Consider the following 220-nt stretch of genomic DNA (forward strand, 5'->3'; position numbering starts at 1 on the left):
GTCGGCGGCCGACGCCGGGGAATTCAGGAACCGGACATCGGTGCGCTGGCCAATCTCGTTCTCCAGCCGCACGACCAGGCCGGGCAGAAAGGAGGCGTCGTGCGTCACCATCACGACGTCCGGCCAGTCGCCGAACTTCCCGTTCGTGAACAACCCGATAATTTCCCCGACCGCCTGCCGGGCCTGTGGCTCGCAGATCGCGTCAAACTCCGCCGGTGTG

Annotated in this window: 1 protein-coding gene; it reads right to left on the reverse strand. The window is 66.4% G+C overall.

Features of this window, described 5'->3' with window-relative positions:
• On the reverse strand, positions 1-220 hold a 220-nt coding region (locus tag BGIM_RS50730), incomplete at both ends, for a hypothetical protein (protein ID WP_193788990.1).

Origin of the sequence: Zavarzinella formosa DSM 19928, from assembly GCF_000255705.1 — a bacterium.
GTDB lineage: Bacteria > Planctomycetota > Planctomycetia > Gemmatales > Gemmataceae > Zavarzinella > Zavarzinella formosa.